The organism is Kouleothrix sp. (assembly GCF_046328425.1).
Lineage (GTDB): Bacteria > Chloroflexota > Chloroflexia > Chloroflexales > Roseiflexaceae > Kouleothrix.
Genome location: NZ_JAXLWP010000010.1, coordinates 192,786 through 212,614, shown reverse-complemented (window position 1 = coordinate 212,614; position 19,829 = coordinate 192,786). Strand labels below are relative to the sequence as shown.

The 19,829-nt window shown below is 66.9% G+C and carries 14 protein-coding genes; 11 read left to right on the top strand and 3 right to left on the bottom strand.

Annotated features, from left to right (window positions below; all coding sequences use genetic code 11):
* Positions 1 to 12: 12 nt before the first annotated feature.
* Positions 13 to 495, bottom strand: coding sequence for a hypothetical protein (locus tag U0177_RS11475; protein ID WP_409570765.1), 483 nt, complete (start codon positions 493 to 495; stop codon positions 13 to 15).
* Between the two features lie 68 nt (positions 496 to 563).
* Between U0177_RS11475 and U0177_RS11470 the strand changes: the two genes are divergently transcribed.
* Positions 564 to 3,638 (top strand): tetratricopeptide repeat protein, encoded by a 3,075-nt coding sequence (locus U0177_RS11470; protein ID WP_409570764.1) that lies wholly within the window; start codon positions 564 to 566, stop codon positions 3,636 to 3,638.
* Positions 3,639 to 3,933: 295 nt separating this feature from the next.
* On the opposite strand, the gene U0177_RS11465 is transcribed toward U0177_RS11470, so the two are convergent.
* Entirely contained in the window at positions 3,934 to 5,451 is a 1,518-nt protein-coding gene (locus U0177_RS11465; protein ID WP_409570763.1) for a YifB family Mg chelatase-like AAA ATPase, read from the bottom strand.
* A 119-nt stretch (positions 5,452 to 5,570) separates the two neighbouring features.
* Here U0177_RS11465 and U0177_RS11460 point away from each other — a divergent pair, with 119 nt between their 5' ends.
* Positions 5,571 to 5,699, top strand: a complete 129-nt coding sequence (locus U0177_RS11460) for a hypothetical protein (RefSeq protein ID WP_409570762.1) — start codon at positions 5,571 to 5,573, stop codon at positions 5,697 to 5,699.
* 250 nt (positions 5,700 to 5,949) lie between these two features.
* On the opposite strand, the gene yicI is transcribed toward U0177_RS11460, so the two are convergent.
* On the bottom strand, positions 5,950 to 8,271 hold the full coding sequence (gene yicI, locus U0177_RS11455) for an alpha-xylosidase (protein WP_409570761.1): 2,322 nt from the start codon (positions 8,269 to 8,271) through the stop codon (positions 5,950 to 5,952).
* Positions 8,272 to 8,591: 320 nt separating this feature from the next.
* Here yicI and U0177_RS11450 point away from each other — a divergent pair, with 320 nt between their 5' ends.
* The 9 genes from U0177_RS11450 to U0177_RS11410 all read left to right on the top strand — a co-directional run bounded on the left by U0177_RS11450 (position 8,592) and on the right by U0177_RS11410 (position 19,816).
* Positions 8,592 to 9,950, top strand: a complete 1,359-nt coding sequence (locus tag U0177_RS11450; protein WP_409570760.1) for an aspartate aminotransferase family protein — start codon at positions 8,592 to 8,594, stop codon at positions 9,948 to 9,950.
* A gap of 141 nt (positions 9,951 to 10,091) precedes the next feature.
* Positions 10,092 to 12,479: a S8 family peptidase gene (locus U0177_RS11445; protein ID WP_409570759.1), complete on the top strand. Its 2,388-nt coding sequence runs from the start codon at positions 10,092 to 10,094 to the stop codon at positions 12,477 to 12,479.
* Between the two features lie 165 nt (positions 12,480 to 12,644).
* Complete coding sequence (locus U0177_RS11440) at positions 12,645 to 13,091, top strand: hypothetical protein (RefSeq protein WP_409570758.1); 447 nt, start codon at positions 12,645 to 12,647, stop codon at positions 13,089 to 13,091.
* 65 nt (positions 13,092 to 13,156) lie between these two features.
* Complete coding sequence (locus tag U0177_RS11435) at positions 13,157 to 14,188, top strand: hypothetical protein (protein ID WP_409570757.1); 1,032 nt, start codon at positions 13,157 to 13,159, stop codon at positions 14,186 to 14,188.
* Between the two features lie 11 nt (positions 14,189 to 14,199).
* Positions 14,200 to 15,321, top strand: coding sequence for a S8 family serine peptidase (locus tag U0177_RS11430; RefSeq protein ID WP_409570782.1), 1,122 nt, complete (start codon positions 14,200 to 14,202; stop codon positions 15,319 to 15,321).
* A 416-nt stretch (positions 15,322 to 15,737) separates the two neighbouring features.
* Positions 15,738 to 16,322: a TetR/AcrR family transcriptional regulator gene (locus U0177_RS11425; RefSeq protein ID WP_409570756.1), complete on the top strand. Its 585-nt coding sequence runs from the start codon at positions 15,738 to 15,740 to the stop codon at positions 16,320 to 16,322.
* Positions 16,323 to 16,367: 45 nt separating this feature from the next.
* Positions 16,368 to 18,488 carry a thiamine pyrophosphate-dependent enzyme gene (locus U0177_RS11420; protein WP_409570781.1) on the top strand — a complete coding sequence of 707 codons (2,121 nt, stop codon included), beginning with the start codon at positions 16,368 to 16,370 and terminating at the stop codon, positions 18,486 to 18,488.
* A 68-nt stretch (positions 18,489 to 18,556) separates the two neighbouring features.
* Positions 18,557 to 19,501: a 1,2-phenylacetyl-CoA epoxidase subunit PaaA gene (gene paaA / locus U0177_RS11415; RefSeq protein WP_409570755.1), complete on the top strand. Its 945-nt coding sequence runs from the start codon at positions 18,557 to 18,559 to the stop codon at positions 19,499 to 19,501.
* A gap of 15 nt (positions 19,502 to 19,516) precedes the next feature.
* Positions 19,517 to 19,816, top strand: a complete 300-nt coding sequence (locus tag U0177_RS11410; RefSeq protein ID WP_409570754.1) for a phenylacetic acid degradation protein PaaB — start codon at positions 19,517 to 19,519, stop codon at positions 19,814 to 19,816.
* The last annotated feature ends 13 nt before the right edge of the window (positions 19,817 to 19,829 follow it).

Sequence of the window (19,829 nt, the reverse complement as noted above, 5' to 3'; positions counted from 1 at the left end):
ATCGATCACACCTTACTGACTAGGAACGCGTGGGCGGGGCTCGGTGACGGCCTGATGCGCGCGCAGGTAGTCCAGTACGCCCTGCTGGGCAGGAGCCTGTAGACGTGTCGCGGCTACTGTATGTGCGCGCAGGTAGTCCAGCACGCCCTGCTGGGCAGGATCTTGTGGGAGCGCCTCGGCGGCGGCCTGATATATCCGCACGTAGCCCAGCATGTTCTGCTGAGATTGGTTTGTGCCTGAGATCTGTGAGACGTTCGCGACCAACGTGACGGCCAGCGATAGCGGGCGAGGGTCTGGCAAATGCTGGTCGCCGTCCGCGAGAAGGGGTGTGTGCTCATCATATTCTCCTTGAAGGTTTGTGTATTGGTTGTGTGGTCGGTTTCGCATGCCGCAATAACACCACATTTGGGCTAGGCAGCGGTGCGGATTTGCCGTACAATAATCCGGACAAAACCCTGCAGCCTCCATTTCAGCAGCTCCTTGCGTCAGCATCATCTTCAGCAGCTCCTTGTATCAGCACCACCCACCGGCTTGGGCGACTCTGTCCGATACAGGAGGACGCGATGGAACGCACCCACTCGTTCGGCTACTGGCTGCGCCGGCGACGCAAAGCGCTCGACCTGACCCAGGCGGAGCTGGCCCAGCGGGTCAGCTGCTCGCTCGACCTGATCCAGAAGATCGAGGCCGACGCGCGCCGGCCGTCCAAACAGCTCGCCGAGCGGCTGGCCGACAGCCTCGGGCTCGACGCTGCCGGACGGGTGGCGTTTGTCCAGGCCGCGCGCGCTGAGCGCGCGGCTGACCGCCTTACGCTGCCCTCCCAACCCGTCGAGCAGCCGGCCGTTGCTTTGCCGCAGGGCACCATCACGTTTCTATTCGCCGACATCGAAGGCAGTGCCCGGCTGTGGGAGCAGCACCCGCGAGCGATGCCAGCCGCGCTCGCCCGCCACAATGCCCTGCTGAAAGCGGTTGTAAGAGCATACGGCGGGGCAGTCTTCAAGACCGTCGGCGATAGCCTTCTCGCCGCCTTCGCCGAGGCACCCGTTGCGCTTGCCGCAGCTTTGGCCGCCCAACGGGTCATCGGCACGGAAGCCTGGGAGCTGCCCGAGCCACCGCGCGTGCGCATGGCGCTGCATACGGGCAGTGTTGAAAGCCGTAATGGAGAGTACGTTGGGCCGGTGCTCAACCGCGCCGCACGTGTGCTGGCGGCTGGCCACGGCGGCCAGGTGCTGCTCTCGCTGGCCACCGAGCAGCTCGTGCGCGAGCACCTGCCGCCTGAGACCACGCTACGGGACCTGGGCACGCATCGGCTCAAAGACCTCAGCCTGCCCGAGCAGATCTTCCAAGTCGCCGTCCCCGACCTCCCGGCGAGCTTTCCCGCGCTGAATACGCTGGACGCGCGCCATACCAACCTGCCGGCGCAGCCAACTGCGCTGATCGGGCGCGAGCAGGAGGTTGTGGCGGTTGCGACACTGCTGCGCCGCTCGAATGTCCGCTTGGTCACCTTGACGGGGCCGGGCGGTGTTGGCAAGACGCGCCTGAGCCTCCAGGCTGCGGCGGAGCTGGTCGACGACTTCGCGCACGGTGTGTATTTCGTCGACCTGGCGCCGATTCGCGAGCCCAGCCTGGTTACGAGTGCAATCGCCGCCACGCTGAGAGTGCGCGAAAGCGGTGGACAGCCACTGCTGGCAGCCCTGAAGGACTATCTGCGCGACAAGCGCCTGCTGCTGCTGCTTGATAACTTCGAGCATCTTCTCGACGCCGCCTCATTGGTTGCCGAATTGTTAGCGGCCGCTGCACAGCTCAAGGTGCTCGTCACCAGTCGCGAGGTGCTGCACCTGCGCGGCGAGAAAGAGGTGAGCGTGCAACCGCTGGCGCTGCCGAACCCGGCGCAGCTGCCGCCACTCGAACAGTTGTCGCAGTATGCCGCCGTAGCGCTGTTCGTCGAGCGGGCGCTCGACGCTCGGCCAGATTTCGTGCTGACAAATGCACATGCCCCGGCGGTGGCCGAGATCTGCGCGCGGCTCGACGGCTTGCCGCTGGCGATAGAACTCGCGGCGGTACGCCTCAAGCTATTTACGCCCGAGGCGCTCCTGGAGCGCTTGAGCAGCCGGCTGCCAGTGCTCACCGGCGGGGCACGCGATCTGCCAATGCGCCAGCAGACCATGCGGGCCACGATCGCGTGGAGCTACGATCTGCTGACGGACGCGGAGCAGGCGCTGTTCCGGCGGCTGGGCGTGTTTGTGGGTGGTTGCACGCCGGAGGCGATCGATGCGGTTTGTAGCTTCGCCGGCGATGCCTCGCTGGGCGTACAGCCCGAGGTCGCCGCGCTAGTCGACAAAAGCCTGCTGCGACAGATCGCCATGCCAGAAGGCGAAACGCGTTTCAGCCCCCTGGAAACAATCCGCGAGTACGCGCAGGAGCAGCTCGACGCCAGCGGCGAAGCACAGCAGATGCACCTGCGGCATGCGCGCTACTACCTCGCGCTGAGCCAGCAGGGAGTGTCAGATCATATCGAGTTTGTTGGCTCGTGGGTGCATCGCCTGGATCGCGAGTACGATAACCTGCACGCGGCGCTGGTCTGGAGTCGCAGAAGCGCCAGCGACGCAGCGCTCGCGCTCCAGCTCAGCGGTGCCTTGATTCCGCTGTGGCGGCATCGCGGCTTCTACCGCGATGCAATCGCTGCACTGGAGCAAGCCCTCAATCAGCCGCGCGCCGGTAGCTCCAGCGTGGCAATCGATGGGCTGGAGCAGATCCACAGATACATGCGACGGACATTGGCAAATTTACTTGCAGGTACCGGCAACTTCTCCGCCGCGCACATCCAATTTGAACAGTTGCTCCTGCGTGCGCGCGAGCAAGGCGACACACAGCTGGCTGGCTATATGTGCGAACGCCTCGGCTGGCTCGCGCGGGAGCAGGGTGATAGCACGACCGCTTGGCGGTGGATGACCGAAAGCCTGACAATCTTTCGCGAGCTGGGCGACGCGCGTGCGATTGCCGGGACGCTTGTATCAATGGCCGGAATCGCGATTGTGGAGGAGGATGCAGGACAAGTGGAGCTACTGCTGGCGGAGAGTCGCGCGCTGGCGGAGCACGCCGCCCCCGACATATACGCCTGGACGCTGAATCACCTAGGGAACGCAGCGCAGCTGCGCGGGGACTATACGCGTGCGGCGCAGCTCCACCGGGACAGCTTGGCCGTGTTTCCTAGCGACTACCACGCTGGAGTTCGCTCGGCCTATCACTCTCTCGGCGAGAGTGTCCTCGGCCTCGGGCAGCTGGAGGAGGCCGCGCGCTGGCTGCGGCAGGGGTTGGCGCTAAGCCGAAGGCTGAACGCCCGGGACACGATCGCCTGGTGCCTGGCCGGACTTGGCAGCGTTGCCGCGCTGGATGGGCAGCCCGAGCGCGCGGCGCGGCTGTGGGGCGCGGCCGAGCAGCTGCGGCAAACGATCGGCTGCCGGCCAGCGCCGGCCGCCCGCGCGACCTACGAGCGAGCGCAGGAGGTCGCGCGCGCCCAGCTCGGCGAAACAGCCTTCGCGGCGGCATGGGCCGAAGGGCAGAGGATGCCGCTGGAGCAAGCGATCGTGTATGCCCTGGAAAATGGCGAAGCCGAGGCCGCAAGCTCCAGCCAAGCTTAATTCACTTGATTACTTGCACTTTGGGGGCGGCGAAGCCGCCCCCAAATTTCTTTTTGTGATGCACGACGTGGCTTCGCCACCGTGCATCCAATCTCTCGATGTAGGAGTTACGCAGTTGCGTATTTCGTCTTCCTCAAGGCAGGAGATTGAGCCTGCGGCAGATGGTACTGGTTCATCTTCTGTGTGCGGTTTTCCGCGGGGCGCGAAAAACCGCGCATACGGAGCATAGTACCGCTCTGCCGAAGGCTGAACGCGCAAACTGCGTAAGTCCTAAGGTGATCAAGCGAACAGCGTATCACTCGGCCCGGCGCGGCCGGTACTGCAGCGCCTCGGCCAGGTGCGCCGGGCCGATCTCGGGGGCTGCGGCCAGATCGGCGATCGTGCGGGCGAGCTTGAGCACGCGGTGGTAGCCGCGCGCCGAGAGCTGCAGCTGGCGCATGGCGGCCTGCATCAAGCGCTGGCCAGCGCCGTCGAGCTGGCAGAAAGCGCGCACCTCGGCCGGCCCCATGTCGGCATTGGTAAGCAGGCGCATGCCGCGAAAGCGCGCAGCCTGGCGGGCGCGCGCGGCCACCACCCGCTCGCGCACGGCGCGCGACGGCTCGCCCTGGCGATCGGAGGCAAGCTTCTCGTACTGCACGCGCGCCACCTCGACCTGGATGTCGATCCGATCGAGCAGCGGGCCTGAGATGCGCTTCTGGTAGCGCGATACCACGGCAGGCGAGCAGGTGCACTGCTTCTCGGGATCCATATGCCAGCCGCATGGGCAGGGGTTCATCGCGGCGATCAGGATGAAGTTGGCGGGGAAGGTAAGCGAGCCCGAGGCGCGGCTGATCGTCACCACGCGATCTTCGAGCGGCTGGCGCAATACCTCGAGCGTCTGCATCCCGAACTCGGGAAGCTCGTCGAGGAACAGCACGCCGCGATGCGCGCGGGTGATCTCGCCGGGCTTGATCCGCGAGCCTCCGCCCACCAGCCCGGCCTGCGAGATCGTGTGGTGCGGCGCGCAGAACGGGCGCTGGCGGATCAGCGGCCGGTCGGGCGGGAGCATGCCGCTGACCGAGTAGATCTTGGTCACCTCAAGCGATTCCTCAATGCTCATGGGAGGCAGGATCGACGGCACCGCGCGGGCCATGAGCGTTTTGCCCGCGCCGGGCGAGCCGCTCATCAGCAGGTTATGCCCGCCGGCCGCGGCGATCTCGAGCGCGCGCTTGGCATGCTCCTGGCCCTTCACATCCTGGAAATCGACCGGGTAGGTGGCCTCTTCGTCGGCGAGGGTGTGGGTGGCGAGGTAAGGCGCCAGCGGCCGCTCGCCCACAAGATGCGCGGCCAGATCGGCCAGGGTGCGCACCGGGATGACGCGGGCGCCCTCGACCAGGCCGGCCTCGGGCGCATCTTCAAACGGCACATACACCGTCTCGATACCGTGGCCGCGCGCGATGCTGACCATCGGCAGCACGCCGTCGGTGTGGCGCAGCTTGCCATCGAGCCCTAGCTCGCCGACGAACAGCGCGCGCTCGACACGGCCTTGCACCTGCTCGGAGGCCAGCAGCAGGCCCACCGCGATCGGCAGATCGTAGGCGGGGCCAGCTTTGCGGATATCGGCCGGCGCAAGGTTCACGGTGAGGCGCTTCATGGGGAACGTGGCCCCGGAGTTCTTCACAGCTGCGCGCACCCGCTCTTTGGCCTCCTGAACGGCGGCGTCGGGCAGCCCAACGATCTGGAAGCTGGGCAGACCCTGGCTGATATCGACCTCAACCTCAACCGGGCAGCCTTCGAGGCCAACGACAGCACAGCTGAACACTTTGGCGAGCACGGGCGTTCTCTTTCTCGTTGTACTACGATCCTGTTCATTTGTTCTACCGTAGCGATGCGCCGGCAGGGTACGCTTGTAGCCATACTCGCCCGGAAGATGCGCCAGAGTTGGCATACCGTATGCTGAAGGTGCCACGGCGGCAGAAAGAGTGGCACCGCCCAGAAGTGAACCTGGTGCTTTCAGCGTGGCTCGACATGCGCCTGGATCCCTCGCTCGAGCAGTTCACCGCGCTCCACAACCACTACTGAATCACGTATAGATTGTGTTGCCCCCCCCGGCGTCGCCCCCGCGGGCCACAATACGAAATAAGGCGAAGCCGCCCCAAACCCCACCAAGTAGTGCAACACAATACATTGGGGGCGACGAAGCCGCCCCAACCCCCACCAAGTAGTGCAACACAATACACAGGGCGGCGGCTGCCCAATACCAAAGTGTACGTAATCAAGCGAATTTGGTATTACGCAGGTGGCGTGATCAGCTGGCCGCAAGCGTGGTTCGTTATGGTAGCTCGATCCGCAGCACCGCGGCGGTGTCGTCGGGCGCGATCAGCAGGCCCTGAGCGCGCGGCATCACGCCAGCGCCGCGCACCTCGGCGGCCTTGACACCCACCAGCAGCACGCTCCAACGCCCAGCCGCGCCCTCGGGGGCGACGGTGATAGTGCGGCCCTCGCGGCGCACCTCAAAAACGCAGGCAAGCTCGCCCGAGAGCGTAGGGATCTCGACGGTGATACCGGGGCTATCGGCGAGCTCGTACACCTGCAGCGTGATGCCGTCGGCATAGTCGTAGTCGGGCCGCTGGTCGTTCGCGCCCACCGCGATCACGCTATTCGGCCGCACGAGCAGCGGCAGGCTCAGCGCGCCGTGCGTCTCGCGCAGCCAGCGCCCGCCCTCGACCAGCTCGCCGGTGAGGAAGCTCGTCCAGCGCCCTTGCGGCAGGTAGTAGCTGACCGCGCCATCGGCCGAGAAGACCGGCGCCACCAGCAGCGACTCGCCGAGCATATACTGGCGATCGAGATAATCGCAGGCTGGGTCGTCGGGGAATTCGAGCAGCATGGCGCGCATGAGCGGCAGGCCAGTGTGGGCGGCCTCGCGGGCGTGGGCGTAGAGGTAGGGCATGAGCCGGCACTTCAGCCGGGTGAAGGCGCGCAGCACCTCGACGGCCTCGTCGTCGAACAGCCAGGGCACGCGGTACGACGAGCTGCCGTGCAGGCGGCTATGCGACGAAAGCAGCCCGAAGGCGATCCAGCGCTTATACAGCTCGGCCGGCGGCAGCCCCTCGAAGCCGCCAATATCGTGGCTCCAGAAGCCAAAGCCCGAAAGGCTGAGCGAGAGGCCGCCGCGCAGGCTCTCGGCCATAGCCTCGAACGTCGAGTCGCAGTCGCCGCCCCAGTGCACCGGGAACTGCTGGCCGCCGGCGGTGGCCGAGCGCGCGAACACCACCGCCTCGCCGGGGCCGCGCCGCTCGCACAGCAGCTCGAACACCGCCTGGTTATACAGGTGGCTGTAGTAATTGTGCATCTTGTGCGGGTCGGAGCCATCGTAGTAGGCCACGTCGGTGGGGATGCGCTCGCCGAAGTCGGTCTTGAAACAGTCGACGCCCATGTCGAGCAGCGCGGCGAGCTTAGCGGCATACCACTCACGCGCGGCCGGGTTGGTGAAATCGACCAGGGCCATGCCGGGCTGCCACAGGTCCCACTGCCACACATCGCCGTTGGGCCGCTTCAGCAGAAACCCCTGGCGCATACCCTCGGCGAACAGCGACGAGCGCTGGGCGATGTAGGGGTTGATCCACAGGCAGATCCGCAGCCCGCGAGCCTTCAGCCGCGCCAGCATGCCGGCCGGATCGGGAAACATCCGCGCGTCCCAGGCGAAGTCGCACCAGTTGAACTCCCGCATCCAGAAGCAGTCGAAGTGAAACACGTGCAGCGGCAGCGCCCGATCGGCCATGCCCTGGATGAAGCTCGTGACCGTGGCTTCGTCGTAGCGCGTGGTGAACGAGGTGGTGAGCCACAGCCCGAACGACCAGGCCGGCGGCAGCGCGGGGCGGCCGGTGAGCGCGGTGTACTTGGCCAGCACCTCCTTGGGCGTTGGGCCGTAGATCACGAAATACTCGAGGCTTTCGCCCGCGACGCTGAACTGCGCGCGCGCGACCTTCTCGGAGGCCACCTCGAACGACACCAGCTCGGGGTGGTTCACAAACACGCCGTAGCCACGGTTGGTGAGGTAGAACGGCACATTCTTGTAGGCCTGCTCGCTGCTGGTGCCGCCGTCGCGATTCCACATATCGACAGCCTGGCCATTCTTCGCGAACGCGGTGAAGCGCTCGCCCAGGCCGTAGACGCACTCGCCCACGCCGAGCGCGAGCTGCTCGTGGAGATAGTGCGCGCCCTCGTGCTCGACATAGCCCATGCCGCGCGGCCCGCTCGACGTGACCACGCGGGAGCCATCGGCCACGAACTCGACGCGCCACGCGCCGCCGCGCGGCACACGCACCGCGAGCCGGCCGCTGACGAGCGTTGCTGCGCCGTCGTCGGCGCGCGCGGAGACGGCGCGGGCCGGCTGCTCGTGCAGCGCGAAGCGCGGGCCGCGCGGCTGGCCGCCGGCGAAGTGGCTGAGCCTGACGCGGATCACATCAGCCATTGGCGACGAAAGCTCGACCGTCAGCAGCGGGCCCTTCAGCGTATCGCCGCGATGCGCCACGCGCGTGGTGGGGGCGTAGACGGTGAGCACATCGGGCGCGACGTCGACATCGTAGGCCTCGGCGGGGTAGAACGCCGCGACGCCGGGGCGCAGCAGCCAGTTGCCGTCGGTAAATTTCACAGCCGCTCCTTGCTCGTACGAAAGCGCTCGGCTAGCGGTGCCGGCCGCTGGCGCGGCCGATCGCACTCCATCGGCACGAGAGCATACCCCGCTGCCGGGGCTTTGTCAACCTGCCGGCGCGGCCAGCACAAACGAAAACCAGCATCAGCGCGCGTTCAATCCATGAAGGACCGAGGCAGTTGGTGCGCTCAGCCTGCGGAAAACCGCGCGCGTTCCAAGCGCGCAAGCGCCAAGCTCGCAACCCCGTGCAATCCGTTAACCCAAATCCGTGGCTGTGCTATCATAGGCCGGCGACCCACCGATAGCAGAGAAGAGGCACCATGACCACGACGATCGACGAGCGCACGCGCGCCGACCAAGCGCACCTGATTCACCCGCTGCACCACCCGAGCGCGCACCAGGCGCCCAAGATCTGGGTTTCGGGCGAAGGCGCGCTGGTGCGCGACGCCGCCGGGAATGAGTACATCGACGGGCTGAGCGGGCTGTGGAATGTGCACATTGGCCACGGCCGGCGCGAGCTGGCGCAAGCCGCGTTCGACCAGATGAGCACGCTGGCGTATAACTCGTCGTACGCGGGCTCGACGAACCTGCCGGCGATTGCGCTGGCCGAAAAGCTCAGCGCGCTCACCTACCCCTCGATCAACACCTTCTTCTTCACCAGCGGCGGCGCCGAGGCCAGCGAAAGCTCGTTCAAAACCGCGCGCTTCTACTGGAAGGCGCTCGGCAAGCCCGACAAAACCAAGATCATCGCGCGCACGCGCGCCTACCACGGCGTGACGCTCGCGGCCATGAGCGCGACCGGCCTGGCGAATTTCTGGCCAATGTTCGAGCCGCGCGTGCCCGGCTTCCTCCATATCGATTCGCCCTACCCCTACCGCTTTGTGAACAAGACGCCAGGCGTGAGCGACGGCGTGGCGGCGGCAAACCTGCTTGAAGAGGCGATCCTGCGCGAGGGCGCCGACACCGTGGCGGCGTTTATCGCCGAGCCGGTGCAGGGCGCGGGCGGCGTGATCGTGCCGCAGGACGACTACTTCGCGCGCGTGCGCGAGATCTGCAGCAAGTACGATGTGCTGCTGATCGCCGACGAGGTGATCACCGGCTTTGGGCGCACCGGCCGCTGGTTCGGCCTTGAGCGCTACGGCATCGAGCCCGATATTATACAGTTCGCCAAGGGCGTCACCAGCGGCTATGTGCCGCTCGGCGGCATCGGCGTGTCGGACACGATCCGCGACGTGATGAACGGCGTGCCGCCCGAGAAGCGCTGGATGCACGCATTCACCTACTCGGGCCACCCGACGTGCGCGGCTGTGGCGCTGAAGAATATTGAGATCATCGAGAACGAGGGACTGGTCGGCCAGGCCGACGAAGTTGGGCAGTATTTCCAATCGCGGCTGCAGGGGCTCGCCGGCCACGCGCATGTCGGCGATGTGCGCGGCGTGGGCATGATCGCGGCGGTGGAGGTTGTGGCCGACAAAGCCAGCAAGCAGCAGTTCCCGGCCACGGCCGGCGTGACGCAGAAGCTGGTCGACGCGATGCTCGAGCGCGGGCTGTTCACGCGCGTGGTGCTCGACGCAGTGTGCCTGGCGCCGCCGCTGGTGACGAGCGAGGCCCAGATCGACCAGATTGTCGAGGCCGTCGGCGGCGCGATCGACAGTGTGACGCGGGCGGTGCAAGGCTAGCGCCACCAGCTGGCTTGCCCCAGCGCGCGACGATCGGCAGGTATCCGAGATTGCATCCCGGCAGCGTGCCAGGCTTGTGCGGCCTGAAGAAGCGCTAGCAGATTCCGGCAACCTCATAGCACATACAGAAAGGCAACGTCCATGAAACGACGGAAACGCATCGTGCGTGGGTTCGGTCGGATCAACCATGCTCTGCTGGCGCTAGCGCTGAGCGCAATGGTCGCGTATGGCTTCGCGGGGCTGCCAAACCTGGTGGCGAGCGCGCAGCCGCAGGAGCAGCCGCCCATCCCCGGCGGCCCGCTCGCCGCGACTGCGCGCAATCAGATCGCCGCGCTGCTGGCCGACAAGCGCGCGCGCACGCCGGCCCAGCGCAAGATCGACTCGAACCTGCTGTGGCGGATCAAGCAGCTGCGCAGCGAGCCGATCACCGCGCAGCTGCCGTCGCTCCGCGCGGATGTGCAGCCCGCCCTGGGCGGCCTGGTCGAGGTCGACATCCAGGCCGATATCGACGACGCGCTGCTGGCGCAGATCCGCGCGCTCGGCGGCACGGTCGAGTCTGCATTTCCACAGTACCGGGCCGTGCGCGCGCGTATTCCGCTGGTGCAGGCCGAGCGGCTGGCCGAGCTTGCCGGCGTGCATTTCATCCAGCCTAAGCAGCTCGCGGTGACCGCCGGCATGCCCGCGCCCGCGCCCGGCTTCGATGCGCGCGCGGCGCTGGTGCGCAGCAAGCTGACTGAGGTGCTCGGCATCCCGGCTGCCCGGCAGCCGCTGCAGGGCGGGCCGATCGCTAACAAAGTCAATACCTCCGAGGGCGACAAAACCCACCGGGCCGACCTGGCGCGCTCGACGTTTGGCGTGAGCGGCGCGGGCATCAAGATCGGCGTACTCTCCGACGGCGTGAACTCGCTGACGACGCTGCAGAACTCGGGCGACCTGCCGGCCGTGACGGTGCTGCCGGGGCAGGCCGGCAACGGCGACGAAGGCTCGGCCATGCTCGAGATCGTGCACGACCTCGCCCCCGGCGCCCAGCTCTACTTCGCCACCGCCTTTAGCGGCGTCGCCTCGTTCGCCAACAATATCAAGGCCCTGCGCGCCGCCGGCTGCGACATTATCATCGACGACGTGAGCTACTTCACCGAAACGCCATTTCACGAAGGGCAGCTGGCCAATATCAACTCGCCAAACAACGGCGCGCTGATCTTGCAGGCGGTGAACGACGTGACCGCCAACGGCGCGCTGTACTTCTCGTCGGCCGCTAACTCGGGCAACAAAAACGACAACCAGTCGGGCACGTGGGAGGGCGACTTCGCCGACGGCGGGCCGGTGAGCGGCGGGCCGCTCGGCGGAGCCGGCGAAACCGGCACGCTTCACGACTTCGACCCAAGCGCGGGCGTGAGCACTTTCGACGCAGCTACGGTTAACGGCGGGCGCAACCCAGCGCTGTTCTGGTCGGATCCGCTCGGCGGCGCGACCGACGACTACGACCTGTTCCTGCTCAACTCCACCAGCACGAGCATCATTGGGTTCGCGGCGAATATCCAGAACGGCACGCAAGACCCAATCGAGATCCTCGGCCTGAGCTCGATCCCAGCTGGGTCGCGCATAGTGGTAGTGAAATACTCGGGCGCGGCGCGTTTCCTCCACGTCGCCACCAACCGCGGCCGGCTGAACTTCAGCACCTCGGGCGAGACGCACGGACACTCGGCGGCGATCAGCCCATACGCCTTCAGCGTCGCGGCCACACCGGCGAAGAATGCCTTCTGCAACGGCTGCCCGGTCGGGCCATACCCGAACGCCTTCAACGCAAGCAACGGGGTCGAGCGCTTCAGCTCGGATGGCCTGCGGCAGTACTTCTTCAAAGCCGACGGCACGGCAATCACGCCGGGCAACTTGCTGCTCGGCGGCGGCGAAGTCATTCAGAAGCCCGACATCACCGCCGCCGATGGCGTGAGCACGGCCGCGCCGGGCTTCAACCCGTTCTTCGGCACCTCGGCGGCCGCGCCACACGCCGGCGCGATTGCCGCGCTGGTGAAATCGGTGAACCCGAGCTTCACGCAGGCGCAGCTCCGCGCATTTCTACTCACCGGCGCGATCGACATCGAGGGCGCTGGCGTCGATCGCGACAGCGGCGCCGGCATCATCGACGCATACTCGGCTGTGCAGGCGGCGGTGAGCGCAAACACGCCGACAAGCACACCAACCAAAACTTCTACCAGCACGCCCACCAATACGCCGACAAGCACACCAACCAAAACTTCTACCAGCACGCCCACCAGCACTGCAACCGACACGCCCACCAGCACTGCAACCGACACGCCCACCAGCACCGCAACCGACACGCCCACCAGCACCGCAACCGACACGCCCACCAGCACGCCAACCGACACGCCCACCAGCACCGCAACCGACACGCCAACCGGCACCGCAACCGACACGCCCACCAGCACCCCGACCGGCACACCAACCCGCACGCCCGGTGCGGCGCCATCCGTAAAGATCTTCCTGCCGTATGTGGCCGCGTCGCCATAGTACAGCTCTGCATAGACGGTTTCTATAAGCCTGCCATCGGCAGCCGACTGTTGGTAGCCACAAGCGGATACTACCGGCCGCCGGCTGCCGATGGCAACTCTACAGGATGAAAGCCAATTGTCGATAGCACACGCCCATCGTCGGATCGTAGCGGTTCTCGTTAGCATGGCGCTGCTAGTGGCCTGTGGGCAGCCCGAGGCAGCGCCGCACGCCGCGCCTACACCGCCAGCGCCTCGCGCTACAGCGCCGGCCAACGCCGCCGCAACTCCTCCGCCGGCCACATCTGCGCCGGCCGCCCCCGAACCAACAACCGTACTACCGCCGCCGAAAGACAAGCGCAACGCCGCGCAGCAAAAGATCGACTCGAACCTGCTGGCCCAGATTACGGGCGACAGTCGTAACAAATCGACCCTGGTGGACGTTGATATAAGTGCCAGCGTCAGCGACAATCTGCTTGCCCGCATTCAATCCTACGGCGCCGAAGTACTTGCTGCCGACGCGCCAAGCCATAGCATTCGCGCGCGCGCACCGCTTAACGCACTCGAGCGCATCGCAGCCGAGCCAGATGTACGCTTTATCGCGCCGGCGCTTGCGCCCATGACCAACTCGTAACAGGCGGCGATTGGCATCGCAGAGCCCGCATCACTATTAACTGCATAGTCAGAATGGAGCATTCAATGGCGGATGATTCTTCGCTTCTCAAGCCACGGTCGCGCACACGGCGGCTGGCGCTTGTGCTGCTCGCATGCCTGGTGCTTGCGATTGCCTTGCCGAACCTCACAGCCAGCGCGCAAGGGCAGGCCGAGCAAGCCGCGCAAGGCGGGCCGATCAGCGCACAGGCGCAGCAGCAGATCGCCGCGCTGCTGGTCGACAAGCGCACGCGCACGCCGGCCCAGCGCAAGATCGACTCGAACCTGCTGTGGCGGATCAAGCAGCTGCGCCGCGAGCCGATCACACTGCATTCGGCACCGGGGCTGCGTAGCGCCGTGGCGGCCGACTCCGCCGGCACCACTGAAGTCGACATCAGCGCGAATGTTAGCGACGCGCTGCTGGCGCAGATCCGCACGCTCGGCGGCACGATCGAGTCGGCGTTCCCCGAATACCACGCCATCCGCGCGCGTATTCCGCTGATGCAGGCCGAGCCGCTGGCGGCGCTGGCCGATGTGCGCTCCATTCAGCCGGTGATCGAGCCAACTACCGAGACAATCGCCCTGCCCGCGCCGGGCTTCGCCGATCGGGCTGCGCGCGTGCGCGCCGGGCTTGCGTCGGCGCTGCGCGGCGCGCCAGCGCAGCAGATCGGCAACGCGGTGAATGTGTCGGAGGGCGACAAAACCCACCGGGCCGACCTGGCGCGCTCGACGTTTGGCGTGAGCGGCGCGGGCATCAAGATCGGCGTGCTCTCCGACGGCGTGAACTCGCTGACGACGCTGCAGAACTCGGGCGACCTGCCGGCCGTGACGGTGCTGCCGGGGCAGGCCGGCAACGGCGACGAAGGCTCGGCCATGCTCGAGATCGTGCACGACCTCGCCCCCGGCGCCCAGCTCTACTTCGCCACCGCCTTTAGCGGCGTCGCCTCGTTCGCCAACAATATCAAGGCCCTGCGCGCCGCCGGCTGCGACATTATCATCGACGACGTGAGCTACTCACCGAAACGCCATTTCACGAAGGGCAGCTGGCCAATATCAACTCGCCAAACAACGGCGCGCTGATCTTGCAGGCGGTGAACGACGTGACCGCCAACGGCGCGCTGTACTTCTCGTCGGCCGCTAACTCGGGCAACAAAAACGACAACCAGTCGGGCACGTGGGAGGGCGACTTCGCCGACGGCGGGCCGGTGAGCGGCGGGCCGCTCGGCGGAGCCGGCGAAACCGGCACGCTTCACGACTTCGACCCAAGCGCGGGCGTGAGCACTTTCGACGCAGCTACGGTTAACGGCGGGCGCAACCCAGCGCTGTTCTGGTCAAATCCGCTCGGCGGCGCAACCGACGACTACGACCTGTTCCTGCTCAACTCCACCGGCACATCAATCACCGGGGCTTCGACGAATATCCAGAACGGCACACAAGATCCAATCGAGATCTTCGGCCTGAGCTCGATCCCAGCTGGGTCGCGCTTTGTGATAGTGAAGTTCTCGGGCGCGGCTCGCTTCCTGCACCTGGCCACCAACCGCGGCCGGTTGACGATCGGCACCTCGGGCGAGACGCATGGACACTCGGCGGCGATCAGCCCGTACGCCTTCAGCGTCGCGGCTACACCGGCGAAGAATGCCTTCTGCAACGGCTGCCCGGCTGGGCCATACCCGAACGCCTTCAACGCAAGCAACGAGGTCGAGCGCTTCAGCTCAGATGGGCTGCGGCAGTACTTCTTCAAGGCCGACGGCACGGCAATCACGCCGGGCAACTTGCTGCTCGGCGGCGGCGAGATCATTCAGAAGCCCGACATCACCGCCGCCGATGGCGTGAGCACGGCCGCGCCGGGCTTCAACCCGTTCTTCGGCACCTCGGCGGCCGCGCCACACGCCGGCGCGATTGCCGCGCTGGTGAAATCGGTGAACCCGAGCTTCACGCAGGCGCAGCTCCGCGCATTTCTACTCACCGGCGCGATCGACATCGAGAGCGCTGGCGTCGATCGCGACAGCGGCGCCGGCATCATCGACGCGTTTGCCGCAGTGCAGAGCGCAAAGAATGGCGGCACGGCCACAAGCACGCCCACCAGCACAGCGACTAGCACCGCTACCAGCACGGCCACAAGCACGCCCACCAGCACCGCTACCAGCACGCCGACACGAACGCCAGGCTCGGCGCCGCAGATCAAGCGCTACGTGCCAGTGGCGCAGAAGTAACCGCGCGCCATAGCAGCACCAGCGGGCAGGCAATTCGCATTCGCGCGAATTGCCTGCCCGCTTGACATTCGGCAGGCGCTTCGCTATTATGGTAGCCTAACAAGCGTTAGTTACGCCGTGTCCTCTCGCGTGGGAAGCTTGGCGGGCGCAGCGCTCCAAAAGGAAGTTTTCGAGGCGGCAAAGCCGCCCCCGACCTCCACCACAAAACGTGTGCTAGTTAAGGGACTTACGCGGTGCGCGTTTTTGCCTTCGGCAGAGCGGTGCTTTTTCATGGATGGTGCTGAGATGTTGGCGCAAAGCGCCACAATCTCAGCACACAAGCAAGCGAAGTACCATGCTGCCGCCGGCAGAACAAGCCGGTATCGCAGGCGACCGCGTAAGTCCTGTTAGTTACGCGAGCTATGTGGTAAAACCTTATGTTGAGCAATCCGCCACAAACCCGCAAAGACCAGATCCTCGACACCGCCGAGCGGCTATTCAGCGAGCGCGGCTACCACGCCACCACCATCCGCGAGATCGCGCACGCGCTCGAGCTCGAAGGCGGCAGCCTGTACAGCCACATCTCGGGCAAGCACGAGCTGCTGTACCAGATCGTGCTGCGTGGCAGCGAGCAGTTTTTGCGCGCGGCGCGCGAGTCGATCGCCGAGGGCGGCGGCGCGCGGGCACAGCTGCTGCGCTTCATGCAGCGGCACCTGGCGATCATCGCCGAGAGCCGGCCGCGCGCGATCGTGCACTTCCACGAGTGGCGCCACCTCGGCCCGCAGGCCCAGGCCGACATCCGCGCGCGCCGCGACGAGTACGAGGCCTACCTGCGCCAGATCATCCGCGAGGGAGTGGCGCGCGGCGAGTTCGCGGCCGGCGACGAGCGAGCGATCGGGCTGCACGTGCTCTCGCTGCTGAACTGGACATACCAGTGGTACCAGCCCGGCGGCACGTGGAATGCTCGTGATCTAGCCGAGCAGTATTTCGAGCTGCTCATGCGCGGGCTGGCGCCGCATTAAACGCGGCCTCAGGCCACACACGATCCGTTCACAATGAGGTGAATGATGCAACACACGCCGATCGTCGCCGATCCGGCAAACCGCACCAGGCCACGGCTGGCCCCTGCCCCCATCGCCGCCAGCGACTGGCGCGAGGTGGCGCGCCTGCTGCTGACATCGCGCGCGCTCGACCAGCTCGAGGAAGACGAGCTGCTGCCGAGCGGCAAGATCCGCTACCAGTTCTCGGCGCGCGGCCACGAGCTTGCGCAGATCCTGCTCGGGCTGAGTCTGACGCACCCCCACGACGCCGCGACGGTCTACTATCGCTCACGCCCGTTCATGCTCGCCAGCGGCCTTTCGGCTGAAGAAGCGCTGTGCAGCACCATGGCGCGCGTCGGCAGCATGAACGGCGGGCGCGACATCGGCACGGTGTTCAACATGCCCGCGCGCGGCCACGGCACCGTGCTACCCATGACCGGCGATGTCGGAGGCCAGTACACCCCGGCCGCCGGCTGGGCGCAGGCGATTCGCTACCGCCAGCACGTGCTCGGCGAGGCCGAATGGCAGGGCGCGCTGGCGGCCGCGCTTGGCGGCGACGGCTCGACCGCTACTGCCGGTTTTTGGGCGGCGCTGAACATGGCCGCGACGCTGGCGCTGCCCATGCTGTTCTTCATTGAAGACAACGGCTACGCGATCTCGGTGCCGAGCACGCTCCAGATGCCCGGCGGCGATATCCTGGCGAATCTGGCGGCGTTTGGCGGCACCCTGCTGCTCGACGGCGACGGCGCCGACCCGATCGAGGCGCTCGGCCGGATCGAGCAGGCGCTGGCGCATATTCGCTCGGGCAGCGGCCCGGCGCTGCTGCGTCTGCGCGTACCCCGGCTCAACGGCCACTCATCGGCCGACAGCCAGAGCTACAAAGACACGAGCGTGCAGGCGGCCGAGCGCGAGCGCGACCCGCTGCCGCGCCTGCGCGCGCTGCTGCTCCAGCACGGCTGGAGCGCACAGCAGTGGGATGACCTCGCCACGCAGGTGGCCGCCGATGTGCGCCGCGCCGCCGAGCGCGCCCACAATCAGCCCGAACCCGACGCGCACGACAGCACGCGCCACGTGTTCTTCGACCCGTGCTGCCCGCAGCAGGCCGGCGGCATCCAGCCCGAGATCCTGGCGGTGCGCCTGCCGCTGGGCGTGGCCGAGCCGCAGCACGGCGGCGCGCGCGTCAATATGGTCGACGCGATCCGCCAGACGCTCGACTGCGAGCTTGGGCTGAACCCGCGCATGGCCGTGTTCGGCGAAGACGTGGGCCTGAAAGGCGGCGTACACGGCGCGACGCGCGAGCTACAGGCGCGCTACGGCGCCGAGCGCGTCTTCGACACCTCGCTCTCGGAAGAGGGCATCGTCGGGCGCGCGGTGGGCATGGCGCTGTGCGGCCTGCTGCCGGTGCCCGAGATCCAGTTCCGCAAATACGCCGACCCGGCCATGGAGCAGCTGACCGACTGCGGCACCATCCGCTGGCGCACCGCCAACAATTTCGCCGCGCCAGTCGTCGTGCGCATCCCAATCGGCTTCAGCAAGCGCAGCGGCGACCCGTGGCACAGCATGTCGGGCGAGGCGATCTTTGCGCACACACTCGGCTGGCGCGTGGCCTTCCCCTCGAACGCGGCCGACGCAGCCGGGCTGCTGCGCGCTGCGCTGCGCGGCGGCGACCCGGTGTTTTTTCTCGAGCACCGCGCCCTGCTCGACACAGCCGACGGCCGCGCGCCATACCCTGGCGACGACTACCTGCTGCCGTTCGGCCAGGCCGCGCTGCGCCAACCCGGCCAGCTGCTGACGATCGTCACGTGGGGCGCGATGGTGCCGCGCTGCATCGAGGCCGCCGCGCAATTCGGCGGCGATGTCGAGATCCTCGACCTGCGCACGCTCATACCGTGGGATCGCGCTGCGGTGCTCGACTCGGTGCGCAAAACCGGGCGCTGCCTGGTGGTGCACGAAGACACCTGGACCGCCGGCTTTGGCGCCGAGGTGGCCGCCACCGTGGCCCACGCGGCCTTCGCCTGGCTCGACGCGCCAATCGGCCGTGTGGCTGCGCCCGACTGCCCCGTGCCCTATAGCGCCACGCTTATGTCAAATATCATTCCGACGGCCGAGCTAATTCGCGCGAAGATCGAGGAAGTGCTGGCCTTTTAGCCGCCGGCAAGCAGTCCGTATGGCTCTACTCGCCGATCACTGCTGGCGACTGCGAAACGGAGATTGTTATGACAACAGGGCATGCGAACGACACCGCTCGCGCGGAAGCCTTCAAGCAGCACATCGCCGCCGGTGGCAAGGTTGAAGCGAGCGACTGGATGCCCGGCGAGTATCGCCACGCGCTGATCCGCTTCATCGAGATGCACGCAAACAGCGAGCTAATGGGCGTGCTGCCCGAGCGCGAGTGGATCATGCGCGCGCCCACGCTGCGGCGCAAGCTGGCGCTCACCGCGAAAGTGCAGGACGAGGTAGGCCACGCCCAGCTGCTGTACCGCCTGGCCGAAGACCTGGGCAAGCCGCGCGCGCAGATGATGGACGACCTGCTGGCCGGGCGCACGAAATTCCACAACGTGTTTCACTACCCGACCCAGAGCTGGGCCGACGTGGGCGTGATCGCCTGGCTGGTCGACGCGGCGGCGATCCTCAGCCAGAAGGCGCTGCTCGGCACCAGCTACGCACCCTACGCCCGCACCATGCAGCGGATCTGCTGGGAAGAAAGCTTCCACATCAAGCACGGCTACGACATTGTCGTGACGCTCGCCGGCGGCACGGCCGCGCAGCGCGCGCTGCTGCAGGATGCGCTGAACCGCTGGTGGGGGCCGCTGATGCAGATGCACGGCCCGCCCACGCCGCCCGAGCACGACCGCGACCTGACGCTGTGGCGGATCAAGACGCGCGGCAACGAAGATCTGCGCCGCGACTTCATTGCCACGTACGTGCCGCGCGTGTGGGAGCTGGGCCTCGCGCTGCCCGACCCGGCGCTGCGCCGCGCTGACAACGGCAGCTGGGAGTATAGCCCGCCCGATTGGGCCGAGCTGCGCACGGTGGTGGGCAACCACGGCCCGCGCAGCGCCGAACGGCTGGCGTTCCGCCGGCTGAACTACGAGCAGGGCGCCTGGGTGCGCGAAACCATGGCAGGTGAGCAAGCTCGCACTCAAACCTGCGGCATTTGAACGAGCGGAGGCGCTATGGCAGCCGAACCAACCGTCTACGAGGTATTCCGCCGCGAGAAGCCCGGCGCGCCAATGACGCACGCCGGAAGTGTGGGCGCGCCCAGCCCCGACCTCGCGCTGATCTACGCCCGCGAGATCTTCGGACGGCGCGGCGAAAGCGACGCGCTGTGGATCGCACCGCGCAGCGCCTTCCAGCTACTCGACGACCAGGACATCCTGCGCCCGGTGCTCGACCGCTCGCACCGCACCGTTGAGGGCTACCGCATGCGCGATAAGCGTGAGCAGCTGCTCAGCCAGCTCGAGACAAAACGCTGAGATCGCAGCGCGA